This window comes from Rhizobium sp. S96, from assembly GCF_030382195.1.
In the GTDB taxonomy this organism is placed as follows: domain Bacteria; phylum Pseudomonadota; class Alphaproteobacteria; order Rhizobiales; family Rhizobiaceae; genus Rhizobium.
In genome coordinates this window covers 301,090-325,523 of sequence record NZ_JAUDRY010000042.1, presented here as the reverse complement: position 1 = coordinate 325,523, position 24,434 = coordinate 301,090, and the positions used below count along the sequence as shown (strand labels likewise).

At 60.4% G+C, this 24,434-nt stretch carries 19 protein-coding genes; 5 read left to right on the top strand and 14 right to left on the bottom strand.

Translation table 11 applies throughout. The features are described 5' to 3' along the window. Nucleotides 1-31 precede the first annotated feature (31 nt). Genes QTL94_RS27735 through QTL94_RS27725 form a run of 3 tightly spaced genes read left to right on the top strand, consistent with a single transcriptional unit; the run spans nucleotide 32 to nucleotide 2,266 of the window. A complete protein-coding gene (locus tag QTL94_RS27735; RefSeq protein WP_065693118.1) occupies nucleotides 32-625 on the top strand; it encodes a protein-S-isoprenylcysteine O-methyltransferase in 594 nt (197 codons plus the stop codon). 10 nt (nucleotides 626-635) lie between these two features. After that, entirely contained in the window at nucleotides 636-1,421 is a 786-nt protein-coding gene (locus QTL94_RS27730) for a hypothetical protein (protein WP_065693376.1), read from the top strand. Continuing rightward, nucleotides 1,418-2,266, top strand: a complete 849-nt coding sequence (locus QTL94_RS27725) for an SDR family NAD(P)-dependent oxidoreductase (protein WP_289803798.1) — start codon at nucleotides 1,418-1,420, stop codon at nucleotides 2,264-2,266. The genes QTL94_RS27730 and QTL94_RS27725 overlap by 4 nt, the downstream gene beginning before the upstream one ends. Nucleotides 2,267-2,279: 13 nt before the next feature. Here QTL94_RS27725 and QTL94_RS27720 read toward each other — a convergent pair whose 3' ends face one another. The 11 genes from QTL94_RS27720 to QTL94_RS27670 all read right to left on the bottom strand — a co-directional run bounded on the left by QTL94_RS27720 (nucleotide 2,280) and on the right by QTL94_RS27670 (nucleotide 16,233). Beyond that, nucleotides 2,280-3,311 (bottom strand): histone deacetylase family protein, encoded by a 1,032-nt coding sequence (locus tag QTL94_RS27720; RefSeq protein ID WP_289803797.1) that lies wholly within the window; start codon nucleotides 3,309-3,311, stop codon nucleotides 2,280-2,282. A 66-nt stretch (nucleotides 3,312-3,377) separates the two neighbouring features. Next, complete coding sequence (locus QTL94_RS27715; protein WP_502944204.1) at nucleotides 3,378-4,412, bottom strand: ABC transporter substrate-binding protein; 1,035 nt, start codon at nucleotides 4,410-4,412, stop codon at nucleotides 3,378-3,380. 14 nt (nucleotides 4,413-4,426) lie between these two features. Beyond that, the gene (locus QTL94_RS27710; protein WP_289803796.1) at nucleotides 4,427-5,227 is read right to left on the bottom strand and encodes an ABC transporter permease; all 801 of its coding nucleotides are present in this window, start codon (nucleotides 5,225-5,227) and stop codon (nucleotides 4,427-4,429) included. Then, entirely contained in the window at nucleotides 5,220-6,140 is a 921-nt protein-coding gene (locus QTL94_RS27705) for an ABC transporter permease (protein WP_289803795.1), read from the bottom strand. The genes QTL94_RS27710 and QTL94_RS27705 overlap by 8 nt, the downstream gene beginning before the upstream one ends. Nucleotide 6,141: 1 nt before the next feature. Further along, nucleotides 6,142-7,245: an ABC transporter ATP-binding protein gene (locus QTL94_RS27700; protein ID WP_289803794.1), complete on the bottom strand. Its 1,104-nt coding sequence runs from the start codon at nucleotides 7,243-7,245 to the stop codon at nucleotides 6,142-6,144. Nucleotides 7,246-7,339: 94 nt separating this feature from the next. Beyond that, complete coding sequence (locus QTL94_RS27695; protein ID WP_289803793.1) at nucleotides 7,340-9,013, bottom strand: amidohydrolase; 1,674 nt, start codon at nucleotides 9,011-9,013, stop codon at nucleotides 7,340-7,342. A 183-nt stretch (nucleotides 9,014-9,196) separates the two neighbouring features. Continuing rightward, the gene (locus tag QTL94_RS27690; RefSeq protein ID WP_065693125.1) at nucleotides 9,197-10,513 is read right to left on the bottom strand and encodes an extracellular solute-binding protein; all 1,317 of its coding nucleotides are present in this window, start codon (nucleotides 10,511-10,513) and stop codon (nucleotides 9,197-9,199) included. Between the two features lie 62 nt (nucleotides 10,514-10,575). Next, nucleotides 10,576-11,424, bottom strand: coding sequence for a carbohydrate ABC transporter permease (locus QTL94_RS27685; protein ID WP_065693126.1), 849 nt, complete (start codon nucleotides 11,422-11,424; stop codon nucleotides 10,576-10,578). Then, nucleotides 11,421-12,305: a carbohydrate ABC transporter permease gene (locus QTL94_RS27680; protein ID WP_289803792.1), complete on the bottom strand. Its 885-nt coding sequence runs from the start codon at nucleotides 12,303-12,305 to the stop codon at nucleotides 11,421-11,423. The genes QTL94_RS27685 and QTL94_RS27680 overlap by 4 nt, the downstream gene beginning before the upstream one ends. Then, complete coding sequence (locus QTL94_RS27675; protein ID WP_289803791.1) at nucleotides 12,305-13,387, bottom strand: ABC transporter ATP-binding protein; 1,083 nt, start codon at nucleotides 13,385-13,387, stop codon at nucleotides 12,305-12,307. Before QTL94_RS27675 ends, QTL94_RS27680 begins: the two co-directional genes overlap by 1 nt. Nucleotides 13,388-13,464: 77 nt before the next feature. Beyond that, complete coding sequence (locus tag QTL94_RS27670; RefSeq protein ID WP_289803790.1) at nucleotides 13,465-16,233, bottom strand: glycoside hydrolase family 2 protein; 2,769 nt, start codon at nucleotides 16,231-16,233, stop codon at nucleotides 13,465-13,467. A gap of 182 nt (nucleotides 16,234-16,415) precedes the next feature. Between QTL94_RS27670 and QTL94_RS27665 the strand changes: the two genes are divergently transcribed. Continuing rightward, the gene (locus QTL94_RS27665) at nucleotides 16,416-17,441 is read left to right on the top strand and encodes a LacI family DNA-binding transcriptional regulator (RefSeq protein WP_289803789.1); all 1,026 of its coding nucleotides are present in this window, start codon (nucleotides 16,416-16,418) and stop codon (nucleotides 17,439-17,441) included. A gap of 225 nt (nucleotides 17,442-17,666) precedes the next feature. Then, nucleotides 17,667-19,121 (top strand): NADP-dependent succinate-semialdehyde dehydrogenase, encoded by a 1,455-nt coding sequence (gene gabD, locus QTL94_RS27660; protein ID WP_289803788.1) that lies wholly within the window; start codon nucleotides 17,667-17,669, stop codon nucleotides 19,119-19,121. Nucleotides 19,122-19,252: 131 nt separating this feature from the next. On the opposite strand, the gene fhuB is transcribed toward gabD, so the two are convergent. The 3 genes from fhuB to QTL94_RS27645 all read right to left on the bottom strand — a co-directional run bounded on the left by fhuB (nucleotide 19,253) and on the right by QTL94_RS27645 (nucleotide 24,385). Beyond that, nucleotides 19,253-21,232, bottom strand: a complete 1,980-nt coding sequence (gene fhuB / locus QTL94_RS27655) for a Fe(3+)-hydroxamate ABC transporter permease FhuB (RefSeq protein WP_289803787.1) — start codon at nucleotides 21,230-21,232, stop codon at nucleotides 19,253-19,255. A 4-nt stretch (nucleotides 21,233-21,236) separates the two neighbouring features. Continuing rightward, a complete protein-coding gene (locus QTL94_RS27650; RefSeq protein WP_502944203.1) occupies nucleotides 21,237-22,121 on the bottom strand; it encodes an ABC transporter substrate-binding protein in 885 nt (294 codons plus the stop codon). Between the two features lie 95 nt (nucleotides 22,122-22,216). Continuing rightward, a complete protein-coding gene (locus QTL94_RS27645; protein ID WP_289803785.1) occupies nucleotides 22,217-24,385 on the bottom strand; it encodes a TonB-dependent siderophore receptor in 2,169 nt (722 codons plus the stop codon). Between the last annotated feature and the right edge of the window lie 49 nt (nucleotides 24,386-24,434).

Sequence of the window (24,434 nt, the reverse complement as noted above, 5' to 3'; positions counted from 1 at the left end):
ATGATGGATTGCAGAAAGGCCCCGGTTTAACGTGAACGTCTCTGTTGCTGCAGCGGGTCAAATAGCGTGGGTGCTGGGCATCATCGCGTGGTCCGTCATTCGCTATCCCTTCGAGCGGCGCGCCAAACGCGTTCGCGTCGTCACTGACCGCCGCTCTGCCATAGAGGTGTTTGGGCTCACCGCAGCGCTCGTCGGCATGGCATTCGTGCCTGGCGTCTATGTCGCGACCGGATTTCCGAAGTTTGCCAACTATACCGCGCATGTCTGGGCTGTCGTAGTCGGGGCGATCTGCTTTGCAGCGGCCATGTGGGTTTTTCGCCGAACCCACAAGGAACTCGGCAGGAACTGGTCGATTTCGCTGCAGATTCGCGAAAAGCACGAGCTGATCAGCCGCGGCCCCTATGCGCTCGTTCGCCATCCCATGTACACCTCCTTCATGCTTATGGCTGTCGGCCAGGCCTTCCTTCTTGCAAACTGGATCGCGGGCCTTGCCGGTCTGGTCGGCTTCGCTATTCTCTTTTTCCTGCGGGTGGACAAGGAAGAGCGCATGATGCTGGAGGTCTTCGGCCCGCGCTATCGCGACTATATGGACAAGACTAAGCGGCTTATCCCTTATCTTTACTAGAGGTGGCATGATGCGTGGGCGCGCGGTCAAGCTTTCGGCGTCACGGCGCCTTGTCGGAGACCTGATGCGGTTTTCGATCGGCGTTCCTCGCGTGACGGTGCAACGGCAAATGAACCTTGGCGCTCTGCTTGGCGCACGCGCCGCCTTGCAGGATCGCCCCTCCTGGACCGTGCTGTTCCTGAAGGGATACGCGCTTCTCTCCGCCGAGACGCCAGACTTGCGGCGCGCCTATGTAAAGCTGCCAAGGCCACAGCTCTACGAATACCCTGAGAGCATCGCTTCGGTCGCTCATGAGCGAGAATACGAGGGTGAACGCGCCGTGCTGTTGAGCACGATCAAATGCCCCGAGCGCCAGTCCATATCCGACCTGGGCGCGGCGATTGGGGCGGCGCGGTCGCGGCCGGTTCTCGACGTCAAACAATTCCGCCGCGCCTTGAAAATCGCCCGCCTGCCGGGACCGATCAGGTGGCTGCTGATGTGGCTTGGTCTCAATCTTGGACGCCAGCGCGGACGGTTTTTCGGTACGTTCCAGCTGTCTGTCTACTCCGGCCTCGGTGCCGAATCTCTCAATCCGCTCTCGCCGCTGACGACGATCTTCAACTATGGGCCGATCGATCGGGATGGGCTGGTCACGGTTCGCATCCACTACGACCACAGGGTCATGGACGGAGCCAACGTCGCACGTGCGCTAGAGCGTTTTGAAACGATATTGAACGGCCCCGTTGCCGATGAAGTCAAAAAGCTTGCGAGCGGCGGAGCGCGCCCGGGCAAGGCAGTATCCGAGGCTACAACATGACGCCAAGTGGCGAACTCCGCCCGGCAATCGTCGTCATTGGCGCATCGCGTGGTATCGGCAAGGCGATTGCTGAAGTTGCCGCGAGGGAACGCACGATCGTCGTCCTCGTCGCCCGTTCCGCCGAGGGGCTTGCTGCCGTGGCAGCCAATGTGAAGGCATCCGGCGCCGAAGCCTACGTGCTTGCGCTGGATCTGATAGCACGCGACGCGGCGGCAGCGCTGGAGACTTTCCTCTCCGAGAACGGCCTGTATTGCGATGTCCTGGTCAACAGCGCCGGCTACGGATTGCGGGGCGGAGCGACAATCCTGAAGTATGACGAACAGCTTGGGATGGTCGATCTCAACATTCGCGCTCTTACCGACCTGACGCTCCGCTTCCTTCCCGGCATGGTCGCCCGCCGCCGCGGCGGCGTTCTCAACCTGAGTTCGATCGCGAGCTTCACGCCCGGTCCTTACATGGCCCTGTATTATGCCAGCAAAGGCTTCGTCCGGTCGTTCTCGCAGTCGCTTCACTATGAGCTGCGCCGCAGCGGCGTTGCAGTGACCTGCGTAGCACCAGGACCCGTCGCGACGGAGTTTCTGGAAAAATCCGGCGCTAATCGCGCCGCATTGTTCAAGATCCTGCCGAAGCTCGATGCGGTTTATGTCGCCGAACAGGCCTGGCGCGGCCTTCGGTCTGGCCGTCGCCTTGTAATACCAGGGATTTCCGCCAAACTGGCGGCATTTATAGCCGCAACGCTACCGTCGGCCATCATGGTGCCCCTGATCGGCCGGCTGCAGCAACGCAGCGGTGACCCCTGCCCCTGCGGCTCAGGCAAGAAGTTCAAGGAATGCTGCGGCCGCTAGCCTAGGCCGGATCTCAGGCGTTTTCGAAGCCCGACAGGACGCCGACCGCGTTGACGCCGATTTCCTCGACGGCATAGCCGCCTTCCATGACGAACAGCGTCGGCAGACCGAGCGCCGCTATGCGCGCGCCGATTTTCGGAAAGTCGTCCGTCGTCAGCTTGAACTTGCTGATCGGATCCTTTTCGAACGTATCGACCCCGAGCGAAACCACCACGACATCGGGTGCATACTCGGCCAGCCTGTCGCAGGCGTCGTCCAGTGATGCGCTCCAGCGGTCCCAAGTGGTACCGAACGGCATCGGATAGTTGAGGTTGAAGCCCTCTCCCTCCCCGGCACCCCTCTCGTCCGCATGGCCGAGGAAGTATGGATATTCCTGCATCGGATCGGCGTGCAGGTTCAAGACCTGGACGTCTGCGCGAGAGTAGAAGATTTCCTGCGTGCCATTGCCGTGATGATAGTCGACATCGAGGATGGAGACCTTCTTGGCTCCCTTGTCGCGGAACCACTGAGCCGCCACGGCAGCATTGTTGATATAGCAATAACCGCCGGCAAAGGCTGCACCGGCATGATGTCCAGGTGGGCGGCAAAGCGCAAAGGCGGATCGGTCGCCGCCGTGGACGAGTGCTGCCGCCGTCAGTGCTACGTCATGCGACGATTTGATCGCTTTCCAGCTTCCCTCGACAAAACCCGCGCCGGCATCGAAGGAATAGTAGCCGAGTAACCCATCGATGAAATCAGGTGGAACATCGCCGCGCAAACCGCGCGTCGGCCAGGTGAATGGCAGTGCGGTTCCTGAACGGCCGAGCGCTGTCCAGCTATCCCAAACTGTCGGCAGAAAATCGAGATAGTCCTGTCGATGCACCTTGGCCGCGGTGGAGAGGTCATACTCTTCGGGCGCGAGGATCGGTCCGAGGCCGACGGCGCCGATGCGCTCCGCCACGAATTGCGGTCGGGACGGCAACTCGAAACCTGGAACGATGGCACCCGCGACGAGCTCAAGCTGACTGGAATGGCCGCTATGCAGCGGCGAAAAAACGGTTTTCATATGAATTTTCCGAGAGAAGGAAGCGGCCGTGCGAGGCATATGCCATCGCACGGCCGGCCTGGAATTTTACTTCTGAAGTTCTGTCCAGATCTTGGTGTACAGCGCCTGAACCTCAGGCGGGCAAGTCTCCGACGGATGACCGTTGGCCGCAAATTCGGCGGGCACCTTGATCTCAGGCGCATCTTTCATGTCTGCCGGCATGAACTGCTCGGAGCCGGCAATGCCGTTGGCATAGCGGTGGAAGCCGGAATTCATGCCGGCATTTTCGGGCTCCATCATGAAGTTCTGGAAGAGCTTGGCGTTCTCGACGTTCTTGGCATCCTTCAGGATCACAAGATTGTCGCTCCAATCGACGAAGCCTTCCTTCGGGTAGCCGTAGTGGATAGCCGGGTTCTTCAACCGCTGGCGGAAGGCCGAACCGTTCCAGTCGCTGGTCGCCGCGAAGTCGCCGGAGGTCATCTTCTCGATGGTGTTGTACTCCATCGCCACCCAGTTCGGCTTTGCCGCGATCAGTGTGTCGCGCACTTTCTTGAGCACGTTGAGGTCGCCGGTGCACTTCTTGCCGCCGCTATAGAGAACGGCCGCGTCCATCACGTCGTTCATCTCAGGTACGACGTTGATCTTGCCCTTCAGCTCATCCGGGGGATTGAAGACGATCGACCACGTGTTGATGTCGCCCTTATAGACGTCGGTGTTGACCACCGTCCCGACCGTTCCCATCGCCCACGGCACCGAATAGTGGCGCCCCTTGTCGAAATCCGGATCCGCCCATTCCTTGGCGACGTTCTTGAAGTTCTCCATCTGGTCCGGCCGGCTTTCCAGCAGCAGTCCTTCAGAAATCCAGATCGGAAGATAGTTCTGCGAAGGCACAGCCATGTCGAAGCCGGAGCCACCCTGGCGAACCTTGGCAAGCGCCGTATCGTTCGAATCGTAGTCGGTGATCGTCACCTTGACCTTGTACTTGTCCTCGAACTTCTTGATCATTTCGGGGCTGGTATAGTTGCCCCAATTGTAGATGTTCAGCACACCTTCGGCGAAGGAGTGCGAGGTCGAAGCCAGCAATACGGCGGCTATGACCATGGCTGATTTGGCGATCTTCATGCTGTTCCCTTTCGTTATCCACGTTTCTTATTGACGAAGAAGAAGACTGTGACGGCTGCGACAGAGAGGACGAAGAAGACGGTGGAGATGGCATTCATCTCCGGCGTGATCGCTCGTCTTATTTGCCCGAGCATGTAGGTCGGCAGCGTGTCCTCCCCTGCCGACTTGACGAACTCGGTGATGACGACGTCGTCGAGCGAGATGACGAACGCCAGCATGAGACCGGCGAGAATACCCGGCCAGAGCAAGGGGAAGGTGACGTAACGAAACGTCTTGAGCGGCGTGGCGTAGAGATCCGCAGCAGCCCGTTCAAGCGTCAGATCCATGTTCTCGAGCCGCGCGCGGATCGGCAGATAGGCGAACGGGACGCAAAACGCGGTATGCGCCGCGATGAGATAGCCGAGGCCGGTATAGCCGGTCCAAATCTTGATGCGGGAGAAGAGGATGAGCAGCGCCACCGCCGTGACGATCTCAGGCACCATCAGCGGCGCGTTGATGAAGGCATACTTCATCGTCAAGCCGCGATAGGCCGGTGTGCGTGTCGTTGCCAGCGCCGCCATCGTCGCGGCGATTGTCGCGACGACGGCAGCAATTGTTGCAATTTGCAGCGACCGGATCGATGCGTCGATAACCTGCGCGTTGTTGAAGGCGCGATCAAACCAACGCAGCGACAGGCCCTCCCAGTTCGCAAGACTTTCGCCCGCGTTGAAGGCATAGACGACGAGAACCGCGATCGGCAGGTAAAGCAGGAAGAAACAGATCATCGCGATGGTCGTGAAGCCCGTCTGACGCTTAACCGAAAAACTTCTAGCCATGGCCATTGCCTCTCGCGCCGGCGTTGCGGACGTAGACGAGCAGCGCCGCCATGACCACAACCATCAGCGTGATCGAAAGGGCAGAGCCCAGCGGCCAGTTTCTGCCCTGCCCGAATTGCAGTTCGATCAGGTTTCCAAGCATCATGTTCTTACCGCCGCCGAGGATTGTCGGAGTGACATAGGCGCCAAGCGACGGGATAAAGACAAGAATGGAGCCTGCGATGATGCCGGGCATGGACAGCGGCAAGACGATACGCTTCAAGACCTGGAACGGCGTTGCATAGAGGTCATAGCCGGCTTCAAGCAGCCGAAAATCCAGCTTCTCGAGACTTGCATAAATCGGCAGCACCATCAGCGGCAGATAGACGTAAACCATGCCCGCCATGATCGCGCCGTTGGTGAACAGCATCTGGATCGGACGTTCGATCAGACCGAGACGCAGCATCAGTGTGTTGATCAGCCCTTCGTTGCGCAAGATCTCCAGCATCGCGAAGGTTCGGATCAACAGGTTCGTCCAGAACGGGATCGTGATTAGAAAAAGCCACAGTTCACGCGTGCGCTCCGGCCGCGCAGCAATGAAATACGCCGTGGGGAACCCGAGAACGAGCGTGAATACGGTTGTCAGCAGCGACAGAACGGCCGAACGAACGAAGATTGACGCGTGAGCATCCGCCAGCGAAAGCGTGTCGTCGAAGATGTCACGCTGCAGAAATACACCGATCCAGCCATCCTCGGAAAATAGCCATTGCACGTCGCCGTAGGGTCCCGGTGTCAGGAACGAATAGACCAGTACGATGAGAAGCGGACCGCAGGCGGCGAAGAGGATGATCAGCAGGGCCGGAGTGGAGAGCAGCCAGCGATTTCGAATGTCGCGCCGTCTGTATTCGTCCATGACCCCGGCGGCTTCGCTCATCTTAACCCCTCAAGACCCGGGCGGCGTTTGGCGCAAAGGCGATCCCAACCTCGTCGCCGACGGCCAGACCGATACTCTGGTTTGGCTTGTTCTGTTGCCGGATCGTGAAGGACGTCGCGCCGTCAGACAGCCGGACATGGTAGTGGGTATCGGTGCCGCTATAGATGATATTGGTCAGCGCACCCCGAATGCCGCCAGATCCGCTGGCCTCCTCGGGGGCACAAAAGCCGGCGTGCTCGGGCCGGAGCACCACGGTGACGTCGCCGTCCGGCGTAAAGTCGGAAGGAACCGCAGCGCGGATCTGCCCCCCGGCCTTGAGATGAACATCGGCATGCTGTCCGCTGAACGCGATCACGCGGCCTTCCAGGAAGTTCGTCTCGCCGATGAAGTCGGCTACGAACCGGTCAGCTGGCGCATCATAGATATCGCGTGGCGCGCCGACCTGCAGCACCTTGCCTGCCGACAGGACCGCGATGCGGTCCGACATGGTCAGCGCTTCTTCCTGGTCATGCGTGACAAAGATGAAGGTAATCCCGGTTTCGGCCTGCAGTCGCTTCAACTCGATCTGCATTTCTTTTCGCAGCTTGTAATCGAGCGCGGAAAGCGGCTCGTCCAGCAGCAGCACTTTCGGCCGCGGTGCCAGGGCTCTTGCAAGCGCGACGCGCTGCTGCTGGCCACCCGAGATCTCGCTGGTACGCCGGTTGGCCAGTGCCTCCATCCGCACGAGTTTCAGCATGGCGGCCACTCGTTCCGCCACCTCGGCCTTGGGGCGGCCCAGCATCTGCAGGCCGAACGCGATGTTTTCGCCGACAGTCATGTGAGGGAAAAGTGCATAGTTCTGAAAGACCGTATTGATCGGCCTTTTGAACGGCGGCATTGCAGCGATGTTCTCGCCATCCAGCAGAATCTCGCCATGGGTCGGAAACTCGAAGCCGGCGATCAGGCGCAGCAGAGTCGTTTTTCCGCAACCGGAAGGTCCAAGAAGCGTGAAGAACTCATTCTGCCGGATGGCGAGTGAGGTCTCGTTGACGGCGGCTACGGCATACTCGCCGAAGCCGAAAAATTTGGACACACTGCGAATTTCGACGGCATTCAATTGCGTCATGCACAGGCTTCGCGTTCTTTATTGCTGTTCCCTTTTGACGCTAGGTGAGCACAGCGCAAAGCGATTGACAACCCGAATTCGCAAGCCCGCCCAATCATTTCTCCGAAAAGGTGATGCGGCCACCGCAGATCGTCATAACCGGGCGAACGCTGGTCAGGTCCGTTGGATCGATCGCCTCAAGGTCATGGCTGAGGATCGTGATGTCGGCTAGGAAGCCCGGCTTGATCTGTCCTTTGGTCGCTTCGCGGAATTCAACATAGGCGCCCTCGACGGTGTAGGCTTCCAAAGCTTCAGGTAGCGAAAAGCTTTGGTCTGGATCGCTTTCCTGCCAACGCGTCCTTGTGATCGCGGCATGCATGCCGTGGATCGGGCTGATGGGCGAGACCGGCCAATCGGAGGCAAAGCAAATGTGGGCGCCGGCATCCTTGAGCGTGCGCCAGGCATAGCTCAGCGGCCAACGAGCGGGGCCGATGCGCGATACGGTCGGCTCCAGCGGCACACCCATGCAGCCCGGCGGATGCGGCGGCTGCATCGAGGCGACGACCCCGAGCTCGGCAAATCGCGGAATGTCCGAACCATGCACCACTTCGATATGCTCGATACGGTGACGACTGTCTCTAACCCCGTTCGCCTCGCGCGCTGCGGCATACCCGTCGAGCACCGCCTTGACGGCACCGTCGCCGATCGCATGAACGGCGATCTGCAGGCCCCGGCGATCGGCTTCGACCGCGACTTCACGAAACTGCTCCGCCGTAAACAGTCCCTCACCGCAATAGCCCGGGCGGTCGGCATAGGGCTCGACCATGACCGCGGTCCAGCTGTCGAGAACGCCATCGAAGAACACCTTGACCACGCCGGAGCGCAGGAAATCGCTGTCGTAGCGCGCTGCCATTTCCGAGGCCTTTTCAAGCATGTCGACCGACATGAAATTCTTGAAATGGAACGGGATCATCACGCGGCACGGCAGCCCGCCATCCTCTTGCTCGATCGCTGCAAGGAGTTCCAGCTGATAGAGGTTGCCGTCCATGTTCTGGATCGTGGTGATGCCGTGCCGGGCGCAGTAGTCGAGGCCGAGCCGCATCACATCCATGTCCGTGCGCCATTCCGCGGCGGTCGGTCGTGGATCCGGCTCACCGCCCGTCGAAAGGCCGAGGCGATAGCGCCCGAAGCCGCCGGCTGCCTGAACCGGGCTGAAAGCCTCCATTTCTCGAAGTTCGCCGGTTGCAAGGCCATCGGCGCCCATAACGATCTCATTGCCAGGCCGAAGCTGCTTGCCTTCGAGAAGCCCAGACAGCTCGAGCGCCCTTGTGTTGGCCCACGCCGTATGATGATCGGGGGCGAAAAGTATCAGGCCCTGATCCGGCGAGATCTTATCGAGATCGTGCCGTGTCAAGCGATCCGTCTCGCCGAGCAACGTGTAATCCGCCCCCTGGGCGAAGAGAATTTTCTGTTCGTCGCGGCCCTTAGCATATTGCCGAACGGCGGCCGTCAGCTCGTCCAATCCGGATACGCCCTTGAGTTGAAGGTGGTCCAGCTCCGCCGCCCCGGAAAACAGATGCATGTGATTCTCGGAAAAACCGGGCGTAACGGAAGCGCCGGCGGCATCGACTATCCGGGTATCCGGCCCACGCCAGCTCGCCGGTCCCTCGTCTGCCTCAACACCCCGTATCTTTCCGCCGGAGACGGCGATGGTAGAGAGACCAGACCGCGTCGTACCGGGTGACAGGACGCGCGCGTTGACAATGAGAAGCTCGGCAAAATCGGACATGGATGGCTGACCCTGAATCGGAGTGAGACCCAGCTAATCATGCTCCGCGGCAGCCAGACAAGGCCTGATCGAATCTAAAAGATCCGTGGCGCCAGATTGTTCAGCAGGCGCTTGAAACGTCCCCGTGAGGACGCCAAGCGAGGTGGTTCACCCGGCAGTCGCCGGATGAACCATTGCATAACGTTAGTTGGCAAGCAGGTCGTTGACGCGGGTTTCCGCATCAGTCAGCGCGGCATCGATTTCCTTCTGGCCGGTGATGGCGGAGGCCATCTCTTCGCCGATGATGTCATTGACGGCGAACTGATGACGAACCTGTGCCGGCAGCGGCTTGGCAACATTCGCGATGCTGAGGATCGTGGTGCGATGCGGCAACGCCTTGAACTCGGCAGAGTCGATGACCGCCTGCTGAGCCGGCAGGTGACCGGTGCGAGACCAATCGAAGTTGTGATCGGCCATGAACTTCAGGAACTTGCCGATAGCGGCAACCTGTTCAGGAGAACGATCCTTCTTCGTCATTGCCCAGGAGTGGCCGTCCGACCAGTATGCCGGCTCACCACCGAATACCGGCGGATACGGATAGACCGCGTAGCCGTTGCTGAGCGGATTGTCCGCCTGCTTCGACAGAGCGTCGAAATCGCCGACGACCCAGGTACCGTTCAGGAGAACGCCGCCATCACCCTTGGTGAAGCCGGACAGGGATGCAGCGTAGTCCTGATCCTTCGTTGTCAGATCCTGATCATAGATATCCTTGAACAGCTGAACGATCTTCTTGGCTTCAGGCGTGTTGAGCTTGACGTGGGTCGGATCCGCGAAGAAGTCAGACTTCATCTGCGTCAGGTAGATATAGAGCGCACGATAGAAGGCGCCCTTTTCGTTGGCCATGCTCTGGACGAGATAGGGCTTGCCGGTCTTTTCCTTGAACTGCTTTGCCTGTGCGAGCAGCTCGTCGGCGGTCTTCGGCAGCACCGGCGTGCCGTCGTCATTCACCAGACCCGCCTGGCGGAAGTAGTTCATGTTGATGTGCCACAGCATGGTGTGGGAATCGATCGGCAGACCGAAGATCTGGCCTTCCTTCGTGACACCCTCGCGGCCAGCGGAGGTGAAAGCCGAAGGCTCCACGCCGGCAGCCTTGAGAACCGCATCGAGAGGCTCGAGAAGACCCTTCGACTGGTAGTCGGAGAGAACGGATTCGTGAATGGTGACGACATCCGGCGGCTCGCCCGATGCCAGCTGTGCCGTCAGCTGGTCGTAGCCGGGCCATTCGACGGTGTTTACGTTGATCTTGATGTCCGGATTGTCCGCAACGAACTTGTTGATCTGCGAGGTGATGATCCCGCACTCGCCGACAGCCTTGCTGACGTCGGTGTTGGTGCCCCAATCGGCGTCGCACGATCCGAAGAAGCGCTGGACGGTGATTTCGACCGGATCAGCGGCCACGGCTGGCCACGACGCCATGGTCATGGCCGCCGCCAGTAGGATGTTTCTCAAGCTAGTCTTCATTGCAATCTCCTCCTATTGCTTGCGAAAACGCGGGTTGAAACCGGATTGTCAGGTCATGATCGTCATCTCACTGCGTAACCCGAAACCGCAGTGACGATGTATTTCTGGAAGAACAGGTAAACGACGAGCGTCGGCAGCCCTGCGAACACCGCCTGGGCCATCAGGAAGCCAAGGCCTTCTGTCTGGGCGAAGTTCATCTGCATGGAAGCGATGCCGGTGGTGATCGTGTACATGTCCTTCTTGGTCGCAGAGATGAGCGGCCAGAGATAGTCGTTCCAGGCGCCGAGGAAGGTGAACACACCGAGTGTCGCCTGGGCCGGGATGGTCAGGGGCAGAAGCACCTTCCAGAAAATCTTGAAGCGTGACGCGTTGTCGAGCAGCGCTGCCTCGTCCAGTTCCTTCGGAATCTCCCGGAAGTACTGTGTCATCAGGAAAACACCGAATGGTGCAGCCAGACCCGGCAGGATCAAACCGGGATAGGTGTTATGCAGCCGCAGCATGCTGAAGATCTGATGGCGCGCGACAATCACCGCCTGCTCCGGCACGGCAAGGCCGAACAGAACGATGACGAAAAGAATGTCGCGTCCAGGAAAGCGCAGCCGGGCAAAGCCATAGCCGGCGAGCGACGACAGGATCAGCACGCCGAGCGTCATGCCCGACGAAACGATGAGACTGTTCAGGAACCAGCGGAAAACATTCGATCCGCCGAGGACATCCACGTAGTTTTTGACCGTATAGGGAACGTGGAAGACCGAATTCGTATCCAGCTTCAGTTCCGCATTGAGCTTGAACGATAGCCCGACGACCCAGAGGATCGGCACGACCATGATCAGGCCCGCGACCACGACGGCCAGAAGGATGATGCGGTCGCCCAGAGTTTTTCCGACCATGCCGGAGCTTGTGCCGCTCATCGATTTTCTCCGCGCCGGTTGGAAAGGAAGTATTGCAGCATGCCGGCCATCAGGATGATCGCGAACAGAACCTGCGAGGTCGCAGCGCCCATGCCGACATCGAAGCGGGTGAAGGCAACGTCGTAGATGTAAAGGACGATCGGCCTCGAAGCATTGTTGGGACCGCCCTGCGTCATCAGCTGCGCCTGGCCGAATACCTGGAACTGAAGCACGCTCTGAATGATCAGCACGAGCAGGAATGTCCGGCGGATCGACGGAAGCGTAATGCGCCATAGCGTCTTCCACCGCCCGGCATTGTCGAGCGCCGCCGCTTCATAGATTTCACCTGGTACCTGTTGCAGCGCCGCCAGAAACAGCATCATCGGCAAGCCCACGCCCCACCAGACTGTTGCGATCGCGACAGCCGGGAGCGCAAGACGCGCATTGCTGAGGAAGGTGACCTGGGGCAGGCCGAACCAGCCGAAGATATTGGAAAGCAGGCCGATGTCGGGGATGAACACAATACGCCAAATCAGGGTTACCACCGTGACGGATAGCACCGACGAAGCAAAGAAGACGGCGCGCATCACCGAGGCGAAGCGTGTCTTGCGATTGAGCGCCAAAGCGAGTGAGAGGCCGAACACCGCGAGAACCGGCACGGTCAGGACAACGAAATAGAGCGTATTGAGAACCGCGCCGCGGAAGATTTTGTCGTTGAACAGGCGCGTGTAGTTGGCCAGTCCCACAAATTTGCCGGGGCCGAACAGGTCCGCCTTCGTCAGCCCCAACCAGAAGCCCCAAAACAGAGGGATGACAAGCAGGCAGATGAAGACAAGCACGAACGGCGCAACGAACAACCCGTTTCGCAGCCTGGATTCGTTCATGTGGATGGCTTGGCTCATCACGCCGCCTCCGCGGTGTGATAGCCGCGACCGGCCGCGTCAAAAAGGTGAGTTCTGCGGCCGTCGAACGTCAAGGCCACAATTGCACCGGGCGCAAGCGGACTGTCCCCCTTGGCTTCAGCAACCAGCAGCGAATTGTCAGGTATGCGTGCATAAACGAGTGTGCGGTCGCCCAACCGCTCAATCACCTCAACAACCGCGTCGGTGTCGCCTGTGCCGGCTTGCCCGATCGAAATCGCCTCCGCTCGAACGCCCAGCGTGTAGTGGCTGGTCGATGACAGATCGTTGATACGGACCGCCGTACGAACGATCGCTCCATCGGTAAGGCGAACGACATCGCCGTCGAGTGTCACGGGGAGAAAGTTCATGGCGGGAGAGCCGACGAACTCGGCGACGAAGCGGGTCGCAGGTCGTGCATAGATCTCCATTGGCGTGCCAACTTGTTCGATGCGCCGGTTGTTCATGACGACGATCCGGTGTGCGAGCGTCATCGCCTCGATCTGGTCATGCGTCACGAAAACCATCGTCGATTTGACCCGGTTGTGAAGCTGCGCCAACTCGACGCGCGTACGAACACGAAGTGCTGCATCCAGATTCGACAGTGGCTCGTCAAACAGGAAGGCCTGCGGCTCCTTGACGATCGCGCGACCGATGGCCACGCGCTGACGCTGACCGCCAGACAGTTGCCCCGGCTTGCGCTCTAGCAGCTTGTCGAGAACAAGAACCTGCGCCGCTTCCGTTACCCGGCGACCGATCTCCGCTTCATCGACACCGATATTGCGCAGGCCGAAGGCCATGTTGTCACGCACGCTCATGTGCGGGTAGAGCGCGTAATGCTGGAACACCATAGCGATCCCACGTTCGCCCGGTGGCAGATGATCGATGCGCTTCCCGTCGATGCGGATCTCGCCGCCGTCGATGCCCTCCAACCCGGCAATCATCCGCAGCAAGGTCGATTTTCCGCACCCCGATGGGCCGAGAAAGACCATGAACTCGTTAGAGTTGATCGTCAGGGACAGATTATCGATGACCTGCACGGCACCGTACTGCTTGCTTATATTCACCAGTTCAATGAGCGCCACGTATTCCTCCGCTTTTGGGCCTCCAGAGCCTTGCCGTCCGAACCGGGCGCGGTTTCCTGCGCCCGGACCTGACATCGTCACTTGCTCTGATTGACCGTCGCGATCATGGCGTCGAACAAGGCGGCGGCAACCGGATCGGTGCCGGCCGGCGCATTGGTCAGCCGGAAGGTCGTTGCAACAAGGTTTCCGCGCCCCACACGCCGTTCCGCGATCGTGACTGCCGGCTTGTGGACCCAACCGATGACGAGCCCGCCGTGCACCGGACCGGCATATTCGAATGTCCGGAAGCCCGTCAGGACATGGTGCGGGACGACCTTCTCGAACGACAGGTCGAGCAACGGACCACCCGGCAATGACGCGAACGCACCCGCCCGGCGGATCCAGCTGAAGTTGGCGATCCAGTCGCCGCGCCACAGCGTTCCTTCGCGTGCGATCAGACCAATGCCTGGAAGCTGCTGGTCGATACCAACAGGCATGTCCCGTTCATCGATTGTCATCTCGCGATAAAGCTTCTCGCCTTCGGGAATGTCCGTGCGCAGATTGCGATGCGTGGGAACGCTGCCATCCGCGATCACGAAATAGCGTGCGCCGTGACGCATTGCCTCGATGTCGCTCTTGTCGAGAGCATGCGCCAGATTGACGTCCGCTTTTTCAGGTCCAGCGACTGGATAGCCAAGCGTCTCGGCAAAAGCGCGAAGCGCCGGATCCTTGGAGGCTATGCTCGGCAAGCTGGCCCGGCTACGCTTTGCGTAGAGCGCGATATCGAGAACGTTGGTTGCAAGCCGCCGCCCGTTTGACAGGACTTCGAACTCGATGCGTAGCGTGCGGTTGGCGTCGGTATCCGGCATCTGCATCGGCACCACGCCGACGCTTGCCACCGCATTGGCGGCCGTTGCCGGCAGAGTCCGCTCGCCGTCGTGTCCATAGGCCCAGCGGATCGTTGCCCCATCGGGGATGGACGCACCACCTGTGGCGACCGCGAGATCAACTTCCAGAACATCCCCAGCGTAAGCCGACCAGGCAGTCGGGCGGGCGACAATCACGATATCGCTATTGATGCTTGCGAATTGGTCGTGGAAGACGCGCGGATTTCGGTTGATGTCGAGAAGGCCGTTTGCCTCCCAATGAACGTCGGTAAATTCGGTGATGACGTAGCCGACGATCGTCGGGTGCGCGCGCATCACTTCGATTTCGTACTTCAGATTTGCGAACTGATACCACTGCGCGGCCTCAATGAACGACCCGAAGTCCTTGAAGACGGTATCCAGGTGCAGCGCGCCGAAGCGTTTCTGAACGCCATGGGGATAGGCGACGCCATCACCCCATGTCGCACCGGTTTCCATCCAGAAGGGTTCTGAGCCGTCTTCCAGCAGGACCTTCGACGGATCAGGCAGGCCCCACACGCCAAACTCGGACACGATAAGAGGCTCGTCGCCTCGTCGCTGCGCATCTCCCAGGCCAGAATAAGTCCACGCGGCGCCATCGGCGAATTGCTTGGTAATGTCATCCCACTCCTCGCGACGTTCAGGAACGGAGCGGTAATAGTGGTAGTCATTGAGGTCGGACTTCACATGGAAATTCGGGAAGCAGGCGGAATTGTCCGTAACAAGGCGGCCCGGGTCGAGCGCCTTCAGCCAGTCATAGGTCTCGGCCAGCCACTGACGATGGTCGGCATTCTCGACTGTGCGCGTTCCCCAATCCTCGTTGATGATCGTCCAGGCGATGATCGACGGGTGATGGCCATCGCGCCGAACAATGCCCTCCATGGTCTCGCGCATCCGCCGGGCAGAGGCATCCGTGAATGTCTGGACGTTCGGAATCTCGGTCCAGATCAGAAGTCCGATGCGGTCCGCCACATCGTAGTAGCGCGGATCGGGAACCTTGATGTGAATGCGCAGCGTGTTCAGCCCAAGAGCCTTGGCCTTGCGCGCCTGATCCTCGAGGAACTCGAGCGAAGGCGGTGTGCAGATACCCTCAGGATAGTAGTCCTGATCGAGCGCGGCACGCATATAGAGAGGAGCACCATTCAGGAAGAGCTGTCCGTCGCGTGTCTCGATGGTGCGAAAACCGAATGTGACCGACGCGGTATCGACGACTGCGCCTGCAACGGCAAGGCTGATGTCGGCACGATAGAGGTTCGGCGTCTCCGGCGACCAGGCCTTCACCTGTGGGACGACTACGCTCAACGTACGGCCAGCGCCCTTTCCTGTCGTCTCCAGCGCTCCGCCAGGTCCGTGCACAATGACATGCACTTCTGCGTCCGCCGCCGCTGCTGAAAGATCCAGATCGAAGCGAACGGTGCCCGAGGCAAGGTCTGCCTTTGCCGCAACATGCTTGATATTGCTGATGTCACGCGCCTCCAGAGTCACCGACTGCCAGATGCCGCCAAGCGGGCCATACCAGCTCTGCTTGCCGTGCGGAATTTCCGCGAAAGGAAACTGCGGGTATTTGGTCGCGTCGGCGCTCGGGAGCGTGACCGAAACCTCGATCTCGTTCTCCGCCTTGAGCAGAGCGCTGGGGATGCTCAGCGCGAACGGAAGGTAACCGCCTTCATGCGTCCCAATCGACTGACCGTTGACCGAAACTTCGGCGAAGTAGTTCACCGCGCCGAAGTGAAGGGAGATTTCACGTTCAGCCCAATCCTGCGGCAGCGAGAACCGCCGGCGATAGATTCCCTTGCCGAACGCGTCACGCAGATCGGCAAATTCGGATTGCCATACGGACGGGACATTGGTCGACCGCCAGTCGGCGTCTGTCTCGAACTTGAACTGCCAGAGGCCGTCGAGTGTCATTCGCTTGCGCGCATCCTGGGACGGCGCCAAAGCGGGCGTGACATGGGCGGTCATGAACTCTCTCCCTTGCGGATTATGTTATTAGTTATATTATTAGTGATGGGTATCGATAATATAACTTGGTGGCAAGCGGAAAATTCCACGATGCGCAAAACCCACAGGGGCCGGTTGTCGGAAAAGTGGATTTTCTATAATTTGATGAATGGGATGGGCCGATCGATGAAGTGGGACAGACTTTGACCAAGCGTGCAACCATGGTTGACGTTGCACAGCGTGCAGGCGTCTCACAGGCAACGGTATCTCTGGTATTGAATGGGGTCAGCAATCCTCGCGTTTCCGATGTAACTCGGGCACGCGTCATGGAAGCAGCGGAAGCGCTCGGCTATCGCAAGGGCCCGCGACATAACGTTCCGGAACATCGTCGGCCCGTCATCGGATTACTGATAGACGAAGTCAGCACGACACCGTTCGCCATGCCTTTCATCGAGGGAGCGCGCGACGAGGCCGCGCTGCAGGATATCCTGATCGCAACCTTCTGCACCCGGTCCGATCCCAAGATCGAGAGCGCAGCGCTCGATCTGCTCCAGGAACTCAATGTCATCGGCATTCTCTACACGACCTTGACGACCCGGCAGATCGTTGCTCCGGAGCGGTTGAACGACATACCGACGGTTCTCGTGAACTGCTACGACAAGCATCGCCGACACCCGTCAGTCGTTCCCGGCGATGTTGCGGGCGGACATGCCGCGACCGAGGCGCTGCTCAAGGCTGGGCATCGACGGATCGCTCACCTTAAGGGAGAAGACTGGATCGATGCCGCAAGAGAGCGCGAGAAAGGATACCGACAGGCCCTGACCACATGGGATGTTCCTGTGGATGAAGACCTGATTCTCATGGGTGGCTGGACTGTCAACGGTGGCCGCGAACTGACGCTCAAACTGCTTGATCGACAAGACCCGCCGACCGCCATCTTCTGCTTCAACGATCGCATGGCGGTGGGTGCCTACGACGCGGTCAAAAGCCGGGGCCTGCGTGTTCCCGAAGACATATCCGTGGTGGGCTTCGACGACGAGGATCTGGCGTCCTACATGGTGCCGCCGCTCTCAACGGTACTGCTGCCCCACGACGAAATGGCTCGATGGGCCGTGGGGGCGCTGCTCGACCATAACGAGGGTATCTCATCTCACCGCACCACGCAGAAGATCAAGATCGAGTGCCCGCTGGTCGAGCGTGGCTCGATCGCCGCGCCACTTGCGCCGTGATTGCGCGACAGTTGACGACACCTCGAGGACCGCGCCGGTCAGGCCGTTGCGAGGCTATAGCCGGCTCCGGCAAACGCTGCTAGCACCCGAAAAGGCTTCCTCCTCCGCGAAGCCGACGGGCCATTTGACATCCACCCAAAGGATGCAGACATTGCCTCCGATGTCACGACCGACGTGGCCGACGGGATGCAGAGTCGCAGACCTTCTCTGAACAGGATGAGCAACATGAACCTCAAGGACCCCTCACTCTTTCGCCAAGCAGCGCTGATCGGCGGCGAATGGATCGACGCCGATCCAGCCAATGCGATTGAGGTCAACAATCCGGCTACCGGCGAAATCATCGGCCGCGTCCCCAAGCTCGGCGCGGCCGAGACCAAGAAGGCTATCGAGGCAGCACGAACCGCCCAGAAGGGCTGGGCCGCACGCACCGCCAAGGAGCGTTCCGGCATCCTGCGCAAATGGTTCGAACTGATGATCGAGAACAAGGATGACCTCGGCCGCATCCTGACCCTGGAACAGGGCAAGCCGCTCGCCGAAGCGACTGGCGAGATCGTTTATGGCGCGAGCTTCGTCGAATGGTTCGCGGAGGAAGCGCGCCGCGTCTACGGTGACCTGATCCCCGGCCACCAGCCGGACAAGCGCCTCATGGTGATGAAGCAGCCGATCGGCGTTGTCGCAGCCATCACGCCCTGGAATTTTCCAAACGCGATGATCACCCGCAAAGCCGGCCCCGCCTTTGCCGCCGGTTGCGCCATGGTTCTGAAGCCCGCCTCGCAGACGCCTTTCTCGGCACTGGCGATCGCCCATCTCGCCGAACGCGCCGGCCTGCCGAAAGGCCTGTTCAGCGTCGTCACCGGCTCGGCCGCGGCAATCGGCGCCGAGATGACCGCCAATCCGACCGTTCGCAAACTGACCTTCACCGGATCCACCGAGATCGGTGCCGAGCTCTATAAACAGAGCGCACCGACGATCAAGAAGCTCGGCCTGGAACTCGGCGGCAATGCTCCCTTCATCGTTTTCGACGATGCCGACCTTGATGCAGCCGTTGAAGGCGCATTGATCGCGAAATTCCGCAACAATGGCCAGACCTGCGTCTGCGCGAATCGGCTATACGTTCAGGACGGTGTCTATGATGCCTTCGCGCAGAAGCTTGCGACCACTGTCGGCAAGCTGAAAACAGGCAACGGCTTCGACGAGGGCGTGATCCTTGGACCACTGATCGACAAGCCGGCCCTCGAAAAGGTCGAGGAACATGTTGCCGATGCGCTGGCCAAGGGAGCAAACGTGGTGCAGGGCGGCAAGCGCCACCCGCTCGGCGGTACCTTCTATGAAGCCACCGTCCTTGCCAATGTCACCAAGGACATGGCGGTTGCGCGCGAAGAGACATTCGGGCCGGTAGCCCCCCTCTTCCGCTTCAAGGATGAAACGGATGTCATCGAGCAGGCGAACGACACCGAGTTCGGTCTTGCTTCCTATTTCTACGCCAAGGATCTCGCCCGCGTCTTCCGGGTCGCCGAAGCGCTGGAATACGGCATGGTCGGCGTCAACACGGGGCTGATCTCGACAGCCGAAGCGCCCTTCGGCGGCGTCAAGCTTTCCGGCCTCGGCCGAGAAGGCTCGAAGTACGGCATCGAGGAGTTCATGGAGATCAAATATGTCTGCCTTGGCGGCATAAGCTGAGCTGAAGGTACAGATCGGCTCCCTTTCCATGGCCGCAGGGAGCCGATTTTATTGCGCCGCATCTGGACTGCGGCTTACCGAGCAGTTCCGTGGACCGAGCGTATGACAGGTCGCCCCGGGCGTCTCCCAGCCTATTGCCGACCCTGCCTACGCGTCAGCAGCCATACGAGGTACGGACCGCTGATCAAAGCTGCAAAGAGCCCGACCGGCACCTGATAGGGATAGATGATGATACGCGAGAGCCAATCGGCAGCAATCAGAACGCCCGCGCCGATCAGAATACTCGCCAGCAGTTGATGGCCGGGTTTCTGAAAGCCGATCAACCGTGCGAGGTGCGGCGCAATCAGGCCGGTGAGGCTTAGCGGGCCGACAAGGAACGAGGCTATAGCAGTCATCACCGCAGCGATGACCGCGAGGATCAGCCGGCTAAGGCCGACCGAAAGGCCGAGACCTCGGCTGGCGCTGCCGCCAAGCGGCAAGATCGTCAGCCACCTCCCCAGCAAGGGGAGCGCCCCGGCGAGACCAACGGCCGAAATCACCGCTGTCCAGGCCTCAAAGGCGCCGGCCCGACTGGTGGAACCCGAGAGCCATGTCAGCAGAATATATGCACGCATATCGCCCTGCGCGAGGACCATGGTGACGATCGCCATGGCGAAGGCGCCGATTGCTATTCCGGCCAGCAACAGTCTTTCGGGTGCGAATTGGGTACGGCCAGCGATGGCAACCATCACCATAAACGTCACCAACGCTCCGAGTGCCATGGCAGTGAGCATGATTGTCGGCGACGGAAACCCGAAGAGAAATAGCGCCACGGTCAGGCCGGCGCCGCCGCCCGCGCTAACGCCCAGCACTTCCGGGCTCGCGATCGGATTGCCGGTCACCCGCTGCATGATAAAGCCTGCGGCGGCAAGCAACGCCCCGGCACCTCCGGCAGCCGCCGTGCGCGGCAGACGAAATGGAAGCAGGTCCGAAAACAGCGAGCCCACGGCAACGTGCCAGCCATCCTCGCCCTGCCCGATCGTCAGGGCTGCAGCAAGGAACAACAGGATCAGCGCGCCGAGTCCAAGTAGGGCAACAAATGGTCGCTCCATACGACCAAATGCGGAGCTGGAGCGCGCCGTCACTGCGGCGACGGAGTGGACACGCGGCAGGAGGAACAACAGCAAGGGGCCGCCCAGTAGCGCGGTGGCGGCACCCGCAGGCGCAAGGTCGGAAAAGCCCGGCCCAAGCAACTGCGTGACGCAATCGGTGAGAAACAGCAGGCCAGCACCCGCCAGCGGAGCGACAATCATCACTTGCCGGGTGGTCCGCGCCCCGACAAACCGCGCGATAGCAGGTGCCGCAAGCCCGAGAAACCCGATGATCCCGACCTGCGCCGTGACAGAGGCCGAGAGCCAGACGCCGAGCGCCAATACCAGGAACCGGGTGGAATGCAGGGCAACCCCAAGGCTTCTTGCTGCCCCGTCGTCCAGCGAGAGCACGGTCAAGGGCCGCATCAGCAGCGTGGTGGCAAGTGCGCCGATCAGCAGGCGGGGACCAAGGGAGAGGACACCGCTCCAGTCCTGCTGGCTGAGCGAACCCGCGCCCCATATATAGATCGACATCGCATATTCGCCGCGCGCGAGAACAACCGTGACACTCAGCGCCGAAGCAATCAGCGTCACGATCATGCCGGAAAGAGCGACCGTCACCGGATCGAGGCTGCGCCGCCAGCTGAGTGCGAGCACGATGGCCACCGCTACCAGTCCGCCGCCGAAGGCAACGAGTTCCCGCGACAAGCCGAGAAGCAGTGGGGAGAAGCTCATGGCGATGGTCAGCGCCAACTCCGCGCCGGAGGCAATGCCGAGCGTCGAGGCGTCGGCGATCGGATTTCGCAGCACTCGCTGCAGCAGTGCTCCGGAAAGACCGAGCGCAGCTCCCGCGATCAGCGCCATCGCCGCGCGTGGCAACATGCTGTCCCAGAGGAGAATTGAATCCAGCATGGCCGCATCGGCGGCATCGACGGGCACCTGTGGCCGCAACAGAACAAGCAGCGCGAACGCGATGACGCAGAGCACGGCGAACACCACGCCGTTCGCCGGAGCCAAGGGTGATATGGTACGGTTTAGCATGCGGTCAGCCGTTCCAGGCACGTGTCAGCCCCTCCGCGAGAAGATCGGCAAACCGCATTGCTGCTGGCAAAGCACCGTAGGGATTGATCGAGCCCAAGGTCAGGACGCGTCCCTGGCGCACCGCCGGCAGCGCGTTCCAGAATGCGCTGGTCTTGAGAGCTGCCAGCGCATCTTCGGGCTGCGGCGGGATCATCACGATCCAGGCCTCAGGAACGGAGGCAAGCGTTTCGATGCCGACCGGCGCCATGGCGGAATAGCTGGTGGCACCAGACCAGGCATTCGCCACTCCAACACGCTTCAGGACTTCGCCGAACATGCTGTCGGCACCGAACACTCGGTAGTGCCGCGCATCGCCGAGATTGATCGGAATGACCGGTCGCCCGTCACCAGCGGCAAAGACAGCGCGATGTCGCTCAAGTCTTTCGGAAAGCGTGTCTCGTAACTGCTCGGCTGCGGGCAGCTTCAACCTGTCCCCGATTGCGAGCGTCGCCGCTTCGGCGAGCACAAAGGGATTTTTGTTCGGCTCATAGATCGCGTGGCTTTCCACCGGTGCGATCCGGCTCATCAGATTGTCGGCCCAGGCGTAGAAATTCGAATTGAAGATCAGGTCCGGCCTCGCAAAGCGCATGGCTTCGAAGTTTGGCGTGCCCCGCAAGCCGAGATCGGCGACTGACGCCGGCACATCGGGCGTCGCCGCGACTTGGCGGAACTGCCGAAGCTCCGTCCCAGCCACAACATTCGCGCCAATCGCAAGCAGCGTTTCAAGCAACGCCCAGTCCAGCGTCGCCACCCGCGGCAGCTGCTGCGCCGACAAGACGGCAGGTGCGGCCAGCAAGGCGGCAGCGCCTGCGATGAAATGCCTTCGGGTTGAATACGTCACTGTTGTCACAGGAGATAGCGGACCGTTCTAACGGGGTAAGACACCGGGAGGGACAAGCCCTCCCGGTCGCGCAGCCAATGCAAAACTAAACCACCGCTGTCAACTTACCATTTCTTGCTCAGCTTGAACGTAACCGTCCGAGCGTCACCGTAACCGCAAACGCTGAGGCCACCGCAACCGGACACATATTCCTTGTCGAAGAGATTGCTGACGTTGAGCGATGCGACCCAATTTTCCTTTTCGTAGCGGATAGCCGCGTCGAATACTGCTGCGCCTGGGACCTTCCTGGTGTTCGCTTCATCGGCCCATGACCAGCCCTGATAGCGGACACCAGCTCCAAGGCTCATCCCCTCCAGGGCACCCGACGTCACAGCATAATCGAGCCACAGCGCGCTCGTCACCTTCGGGACGATATAGGGCGAGTTGCCCACCAATGCGGGGTTGGCCTGGTTCTCGGTCACTTCCATGTCGGTATAGGCAAACGAACCAAGCATCTTCCAATTGTCATCAAGATTGATCTTGGCTTCCAGCTCCGCACCACGGGAGACAACCTCACCAAGCTGGCTCTGGCTGAAGTCCGGATAGGTGACCGTGTTGTTGTGCTTGGTGATGTGGAAGACGGACGCTGTGATCACGCCATCGATAAATGTCGGCTCGTATTTGACGCCGCCTTCGACCTGATAGCCGTCCTCCGGCTTCAGGGCGCCGGAGATACCGGTTCCGATCTGCGGATTGAAGAAGCTCGCGACACTGACGTAAGGCGTCACGCCGTTATCGAATTCATACGCCAAACCGGCACGTCCACTGGCTGCCGCATCGTTCGTGCTGTAGCTCGTCCCGACAACAGCATCGGCGTCGGTGTTGACGAAGTCATAGCGTCCGTTGACGGTCGCCACCCAACCGCCGCCAAAGTGTATCTGGTCCTGGGCGTAGATGCCAAGCTGCTGCTGCGTGACAACCTGATCGAGCTGCACATCGTTCGCCGGCTGCGGCAAGCCATAGATCGGATCAACCGGGCTGATAGGCGTCGCGGCGGCGGGCCACGTCGGCCATTTCTGCACGTGATCCAGCTTGTAGTATTTGTAGTCGAAGCCCACCATGACGTTGTGGGTTGCGCCACCGAGATCGAACTCGTTCTCTGCCCGGTTATCGACGGAGACCGTATCCACCCTGGAGGTACCCTCGAAGCCGACGCGATAAAGCTCGGTCAGGGTCGCGTCGGTGTAGCCATAGGGGTACGGCCCGATCTCATGCTTGTCCAGATGACCATAGCGGAGGTCCTGCGACACCTTCCAGCCATTGTCGAACTCGTGCTCGAACTCGTAGCCAAGCATTTGCTGCGTATAGTTGCCGTCATCGATATCGGGCTCGCCAAGGAATGTCTTTCTGTCGATTTTTCCATAGGGCGCGTTCACAACCGTTCCCACGTAGGGGAGGAAGCCGTTACTCGAATGCACCTGATCGAGCGCGCCAGCATAACCCCAAACGGTGAGGCTCGTTGCGTCGTCCGGAGCGACAGTCAGCTGGGGCATGATGAAGCCACGCTTGTCGTGGGTGTAATCGACATAGTTGTCGCCACCGGCAACCTTGCCGGTGAGACGATAGGTCATCGTGTCGCTGGAACCGACCTTGTCGGAAATGTCGAAACCGGCGAATGCGTTGCCGTTCGAATTGATGCCAGTCTCGGCATAATAGAGCGGGTCATCCGTCGGGCGCTTGCGCACAAGGTTGACCACGCCGCCTGGATTGGCGCCTCCGAGAAGAACCGAGGACGGTCCCTTGAGCACTTCGACGCGCTCAAGCATGAACGGATCGATCTGGAAACCGCCGAAGCCATAGCTGAACAGCGAGAGGTTATCCATGAAAACGCCGGTCTGCGTGGCGTTGAAACCGCGAATGAAGAACCAGTCCGTATCGCCGTCATTACCATAAGGCTGAGCCACAACGCCCGGCGTGTAGAACAGCGCCTGGTCCACCTTGTTGGTGATGCCACGATCGTCGAGCTCCTGCCGCCCGATGACGGAGACGGATTGCGGAATTTCGTTCAGCGGAGTGTCGGTCTTCGAACCCGTCGTCGTCGCCTTGGCGACATAGCCTTTGACAGGGCCGGTCGCCGCGGCATCGGACGCGGCGACGTCTGCACCTTGAACCACCACCGGCTGCAATTCCGTTGCCTCCTGCGCCAGCACGGAGGACGCATGTGCCAACCCGGCAACAGCCACCCCCGCCAACAGATTGGCCCTGAAAATGAAACCCTTGGTCCTGCTATGCATGCCGTTACCCCATCCACGCCGCGCAAAGGCACGGCCATCACCTGAATAA